We start from the raw sequence: 6,134 nt of genomic DNA, 5'->3' as shown, positions 1-6,134 counted from the left end.
CGCCTCCTGGTCCGGCAGTCCTCCCGCCCCTCCGACCGGATGGCCCAGGTCAGGGCGACTTCCATCGAGGGCGCGCTGGCCGATGCGCTCGGCGACGATGCCGAGGGGCTCAAGGAAGTCACCGAGGCCCTGGACGTGTTGGCCCGCCATCTGTCCCCGCAGGCCCGGTCCCGCAAGCAGGGCTGACCGAAGGGGCGACGGCGGTCGACTCCGTCGACGACAACCGACGACAACCGACGACAACCGACGACAACCGACGACGGTCGGTGATGATCGACGACATGCGGGTCCGATGCGGAACCGGTGCGGGTCCGGTGCGGTTCCCTCGTGCCGGATCGGGCACCCGCGGCGGCGACGATCGACGCCCCGGCCGCGCGCACAAGCTCCGCTTAACCGGTGAGGGCTAGCTTCCCGGTACATGAGCATCCACGAAACCGAAGCAGAGCTGTGGATCCGGCGCTTCCACCCGGCTCCCGAGAAGCCGATCAGGCTCGTCTGCCTGCCGCACGCCGGTGGTACCGCCTCCTACTTCTTCCGCTACTCGCAGATCCTCGCGGCGACCGCGGACGTGCTCACGATCCAGTACCCGGGGCGCCAGGACCGGCGGCACGAACCGCCGCTGACGACGGTGAGCGCCCTGGCGGACCGGATCCACCGGGTGCTCGCCCCCTACCACGACCGCCCGCTGGTCCTCTTCGGCCACAGCATGGGCGGCATCCTCGGCTTCGAACTGGCCCGCAGGATGGAACGCGAGGGCCGGCCGCCCAGCGGCCTCATCGTCTCGGGGCGGCGCGCCCCCGACATCTACGCCGCGGACAACGTGCACACCCGCGGGGACGAGGCGCTGATCGCGGAGATGGGCACCCTCTCGGGCACCGACCCCGGGGTCCTCGCCGACGAGGAGATCCTGCGCATGGTCCTGCCCGCCATGCGCGCCGACTTCAAGGCGATCGAGACCTACCGCTACCGGCCGGACGGGGAGGGCCCCGCCCTCGACTGCCCGCTGAGCGTGCTCACCGGGGCCTCCGACCCGCGCGTCACCCTGGAACAGGCCAGGGCCTGGCGGCAGTTCACCAACGGCCCCTTCACCTTCCGCAGCTTCCCGGGCGGCCACTTCTTCCTGACCCCGCAGCAGGACGCCGTCACCGCGGCGATCGCCCAGGACCTGGCCTCGCTCGCCCAGCCCGCCACCCACTGAACCCGTGGCGCACGGGAAGCTGTTGGCCATCAGTGACCTGCACGTCGGTTACCCCGAGAACCGCCTCCTCGTCGAAGGACTGCGGAGCACCACCGATCAGGACTGGCTGATCGTCGCCGGTGACATCGGCGAGCTGGTGGCGGACATCGAATGGGCGGTGCGGCTGCTGAGCGAACGCTTCGCCAAAGTGGTGTGGGCCCCGGGGAACCACGAACTGTGGACCCCGCCCGACGACCCGGTGCAGCTGCGGGGCGAGGAGCGGTACCGGCACCTGGTGTCGCTCTGCCGGGCCGCGGGCGTCGTCACCCCGGAGGACCCCTACCCCGTGTGGCACGGCCCCGGCGGACCCGTGCTCGTCGCCCCGCTGTTCCTGCTGTACGACTACACCTTCCGCACCGGAACGGCCCGGAACAAGGAGGAGTCGCTGGCGCAGGCGTACCGGAGCGGCGTCGTCTGCTCGGACGAATTCCTCCTGCACCCCGACCCGTACCCGAGCCGCGAGGCGTGGTGCCGCGAGCGGGTCGCCGCCACCGAGCGACGGCTCCTGGCCGTCGACCCGGAGCTGCCGACCGTACTGGTCAACCACTTCCCGCTGGTGCGCGAGCCGACCAGGATCCTGCGCCACCCCGAGTTCGCCCAGTGGTGCGGCACCACGCGTACCGCCGACTGGCACCTGCGCTTCCGCTCCCGGACCGTCGTCTACGGCCATCTGCACATCCCCCGCACCAGCTGGTACGACGGCGTGCGCTTCGAGGAGGTGTCGGTCGGCTACCCCCGGGAGTGGCGCACGCCGGGCCACCCCCGTACCGTCCCGCGCGTCGTCCTCCCCGGCTGAGGGGCGCGTTCCTCCCGGCCGGGGGCGCGCCCTTCCGGGCCGAGAGGTGTTCCCTTCCCGGCCGCYAGGGGGTGCGGGACGAACTTGCTGCCCCGCAGGTTGTGGCCACCGCTCCCCGGCCCCCACCCGCCCGGAACGTACATAGCCTGCTGCTCATGACGCTGCTGAGCCGAGACGCCGAACGGACGCAGCTCGACGACGCGCTGACCGCCTGCGGGCGGGGCGGCACCGGCATCGTGCTGGTGGAGGGCGCCGTGGGCTGTGGCAAGTCCGCCCTGCTGCGGTACTGCGCCGACGCCGCGCACCGCCACGGCGTCACGACCGTGCGCGCCGCGTACCCGGACTGCCCCACGGACCTCACCACCGCGCTCGGCGACGTTCCCGAGCGGGCCCCCGTGGTCGTCTGCCTCGACGACGTCCACCACGCGGACGCCGCATCCCTGGGCCGGCTGACCGCCTGGGTGCGCACCACGTCCCACACGGCCCGGGACGGCGGCCTGCTGCTCGTGCTCGCCGCGACCGACGCGTCCCACCACGACGCCGGACTCGCCACCGAACTGCTGAAACACCCCGCGTGCACGAGGATTCGCGTCGGCCCCCTGGACCGCACCGCGACCGCGGCACTGGTACGTCGGCACACCGGCGGGCCGGCCGCCCCCGCCGTGACCGACGGCCTGTACCTCGCCGGCGGCGGGAACCCGTTGCTGCTGCGCGCACTGCTCGCCGAGCCCGGACACGTCCCCGAGCCGGGCGGCCCCTTCTCGCGCGCCGTCCTCACCTGCCTGCAACGCTGCGGAGCGACCGCCCCGCACCTGGCCCGGGCGCTCGCGGCCCTCGGGGACGGCGCGACCACGGAACGCGTGGCGAGCGTGCTCCGCACGACACCGACCGAGACCGACCGCATCCTGACCGCACTCCGGGCCGCGGGTCTCGTCCTCGGCCACCGGCTGCGGCACGCCGCGGCAGCGGCGGCGGTGCTGGACGACATGGACCCGGGGGAACGCGAAGCACTGCACCGGCGGGTGGCCCGCGTCCTCCATGAGTCCCGGGCCGAAGCAGCCGTCATCGCCGACAGCCTGCGGGCCTGCGGCGGCATCGACGGCTCCCAGGGTTCCGGGGGCTGCGACGACCTCGACGGCTCCGACCGCGGCTGGGTCGTACCCGTACTGCGCGAGGCCGCACAACAGGCCATGGCGGTCGACGAACCCGAGCGGGCCGCCGCCTGTCTGCAACTCGCCCACGCATCCTGCGCGACCGACACGGACGAACGGACCCGCAGCGAGATCATGCTCCAACTCGCGGCCATCACCTGGCGGTTGAGCCCCGCAGCGGCGGAACAGCACCTGGAGGCGCCGCTCGCCGCGCTGCGCGCCGGACGGCTCGGCACCGCCACCGCCGGGCACCTCGCGAGACTCCTCGTCGCCCAGGGGCGCATCGAGGAGGGAGCCGAGGCACTGCGCCGCGCGACGGGCACCGATGCCACGAGCAGTGCGACGACGGACGGCGGTGGCCCGGACCGTGCGACGACGGACGGCGGTGGCCCGGACCGTGCCGCGGGGGCCGGTGCCACGGGCCGTGCCGCGGAGGCCGACGTGCTGCGGGAACTCTTCGCGCTTCCGCCGGGCGGGAGTTCCCCCGCTCCGCCCGGCGGAGAACACCTGAACGCCTGTGCGGCACTGTGGACCCACCCGGGCCACCAGGACGACGCGCAGGACGCCGGGCGCTTCCTCGACGGTGCCCCGGCCACCCAGGGCACCCACGAAGCCCTGGCCCAGGCGGTACGGACACTCATCCATGCCGACCAGCCCCGCAGGGCCGCCGACTGGTGCCGACGCCTCCAGGAACAAATCGCCAGGCACCGGGCACCCGGACTCCGGGCCATGTACGGCACCCTGCACGGCGAGGCGCTGCTGCGCCTGGGCGACCTCGCGGGCGCCGAACGGGAGGCGACCGCGGCGATCCGGGCGGTCACCGGCCGAGGAGGCCACTTCCGGTCCGCACCGGTCGCCGTTCTCGTCACGGCACTCACCGACATGGGCCGGTACGACGAAGCGGCACGGCACCTCGAACCGCTGATACCGGAACGGACCCTGGCGACGGTCCACGCACTGCCCCTGCTCCGCGCCCGCGGACAGTACTTCCTGGCCACCCGGCGGACGGAGGCGGCGCTGGGCGAATTCCTCGACCTGGGCCGTCTCGCCCGGCGGTGGGGCCTGGACCGGCCGCGCCAACACCCCTGGCGCACCGACGCAGCCGAGGCGCTGTTGAGACTGGGCAGACACCAGGAGGCCGCGGAACTGATCGCCGAGCACCTGGCCCTGCCCGACGCGACGGGGCCACGACTGCGCGGCGTCGCGCTGCGCCTCAGGGCGGCCACCGAGACGCCCCGCGAACGAACCCGGCTGCTGACCCGCGCGGTCGCCGAACTCCGTGGCAGCGGCGACCGGTTGGAACTGGCACGGGCCCTCGCGGACCTGGGCCGGGGCTTCCAGACGCTGGGCGAGGGAACGCGCGCCGGCTCCGTGGTGCGACGCGCCTGGGGCCTGGCCGCCGACTGCGGGGCGGCGCCGTTGTGCGAGGAGATCCTGCCGGGCCAGGATCCCGGCGCACCGGGCTCCGCACGCGGCACGGGCGGTGTGGTCGGTGCGGAGAAGGCCGACCGGCTGAGCGAATCGGAACGGAAGGTCGCCGCGCTGGCCTCGGCCGGATACACGAACCGCGAGATCGCGGCCGAACTCTTCATATCCACCAGCACCGTCGAACAGCATCTCACCAGGATCTACCGCAAGTTGCACATAACCCGGCGGCGGGACCTGCCGTTGGACCTCGAATTCGACCCCTGTGAATCCGCCCCCCTCCGATCGTGACCGGAACCCGGCTCAGCAACCCGCAAGAAGGGCTTTAGCCCTGCTTGTGAGGGTGGCCGACCGGATGGTGGGCGTAGGCGCGGGAACTCCACCCAGCGTGTGATTTCTGCGTGTTGATGAAACGGAGACCGGGCATCGTGCTTTCTGAATCTGACATGCCGCAGAACGAACCGATCGCAGTGGTGGGTCTGGCGTGCCGTTTTCCGGGCGGAGAAAGCCCGGAAGCCTTCTGGGGCCTCCTGGTCGCGGGCGGTGACGCGATCGGTGAGGTGCCCGCCGACCGCTGGGACGCGGAGGCGTTCCATGACGTGGACCCGTCGGCGGCCGGGAGGACGGTGGCGCGGCGTGCCGGATTCCTGGATCGGGTCGACGGGTTCGACGCGCGTTTCTTCGGGATCTCGCCGCGCGAGGCGACGGCGATGGACCCGCAGCAACGACTGATGCTGGAGCTGGCGTGGGAGGCGTGCGAGAACGCGGGGCTGGTACCGGGAAAGCTTTCCGGAACCCCGGCCGGTGTGTTCGTGGGAGCGATGGCCGACGACTACGCGACGCTGTCGCGGCGTGCCGGTGCGGAGGGGATCGGGGCGTTCACCTCGACGGGTCTGGCCCGGAGCGTGATCGCCAACCGGGTGTCGTATCTGTTGGGCCTGACGGGTCCCTCGCTGGTGGTGGACTCGGGCCAGTCGTCCTCCCTGGTGGCGGTCTTCCAGGCGTGCGAGGCGCTGCGCAGGGGTGAGGTGTCGCTCGCGCTGGCGGGTGGTGTGAACCTGATGCTGACCCCGGAGTCGTCGGTGGTGGTGTCGAAGTTCGGTGGGCTTTCGCCGGACGGTCGGGCGTATGTGTTCGACGAGCGGGCGAATGGTTATGTGCGGGGTGAGGGCGGCGGCCTCGTCGTGCTGAAGCGGCTGGTGGACGCGGTCGCGGACGGGGACGACGTGGTGTGTGTGATCGCGGGCGGCGCGGTCAACAACGACGGCGGCGGAGAAGGGCTCACGCAGCCGTCGGTCTCGGGGCAGGAACGGGTGCTGCGCCAGGCGTACGCGGACGCGGGGATCGCCCCGGCTGATGTGGATTACGTGGAGTTGCACGGTACGGGTACCCGGGTGGGTGATCCGGTGGAGGCGGCTGCGCTGGGTCGTGTGCTGGGGCGGGCGGAGGGTCGTTCCGGTGTGTTGCGGGTGGGGTCGGCGAAGACGAATGTGGGGCATCTGGAGGGTGCTGCGGGGGTTGTCGG

4 protein-coding genes and 1 pseudogene are annotated in these 6,134 nt (G+C 72.7%); all 5 read left to right on the top strand.

Annotated elements, in window-relative coordinates; translation table 11 throughout:
* Positions 1-186: pseudogene (locus tag EAO76_RS44735) on the top strand (MarR family transcriptional regulator); the annotation flags it as partial.
* A 232-nt stretch (positions 187-418) separates the two neighbouring features.
* Complete coding sequence (locus EAO76_RS22175) at positions 419-1,198, top strand: thioesterase II family protein (protein WP_316248363.1); 780 nt, start codon at positions 419-421, stop codon at positions 1,196-1,198.
* 22 nt (positions 1,199-1,220) lie between these two features.
* On the top strand, positions 1,221-2,033 hold the full coding sequence (locus EAO76_RS22170; protein WP_148837713.1) for a metallophosphoesterase: 813 nt from the start codon (positions 1,221-1,223) through the stop codon (positions 2,031-2,033).
* Between the two features lie 155 nt (positions 2,034-2,188).
* Entirely contained in the window at positions 2,189-4,900 is a 2,712-nt protein-coding gene (locus EAO76_RS22165) for a LuxR C-terminal-related transcriptional regulator (protein ID WP_148837702.1), read from the top strand.
* A gap of 155 nt (positions 4,901-5,055) precedes the next feature.
* A partial coding sequence (locus EAO76_RS22160) for a polyketide synthase (RefSeq protein WP_222872189.1) occupies positions 5,056-6,134 on the top strand: 1,079 nt, incomplete at its 3' end.

Origin of the sequence: Streptomyces sp. sk2.1 (genome assembly GCF_008120935.1) — a bacterium.
Classification (GTDB): Bacteria; Actinomycetota; Actinomycetes; order Streptomycetales; family Streptomycetaceae; genus Streptomyces.
Note: the sequence above shows the minus strand (reverse complement) of the source record. Positions and strands in the feature narration are given on the sequence as shown.

Coding starts and splice junctions, on each gene's coding strand:
- EAO76_RS22165 (WP_148837702.1), top strand. CDS start 2,189: ATGACGCTGCTGAGCCGAGACGCCGAACGGACGCAGCTCGACGACGCG.
- EAO76_RS22175 (WP_316248363.1), top strand. CDS start 419: ATGAGCATCCACGAAACCGAAGCAGAGCTGTGGATCCGGCGCTTCCAC.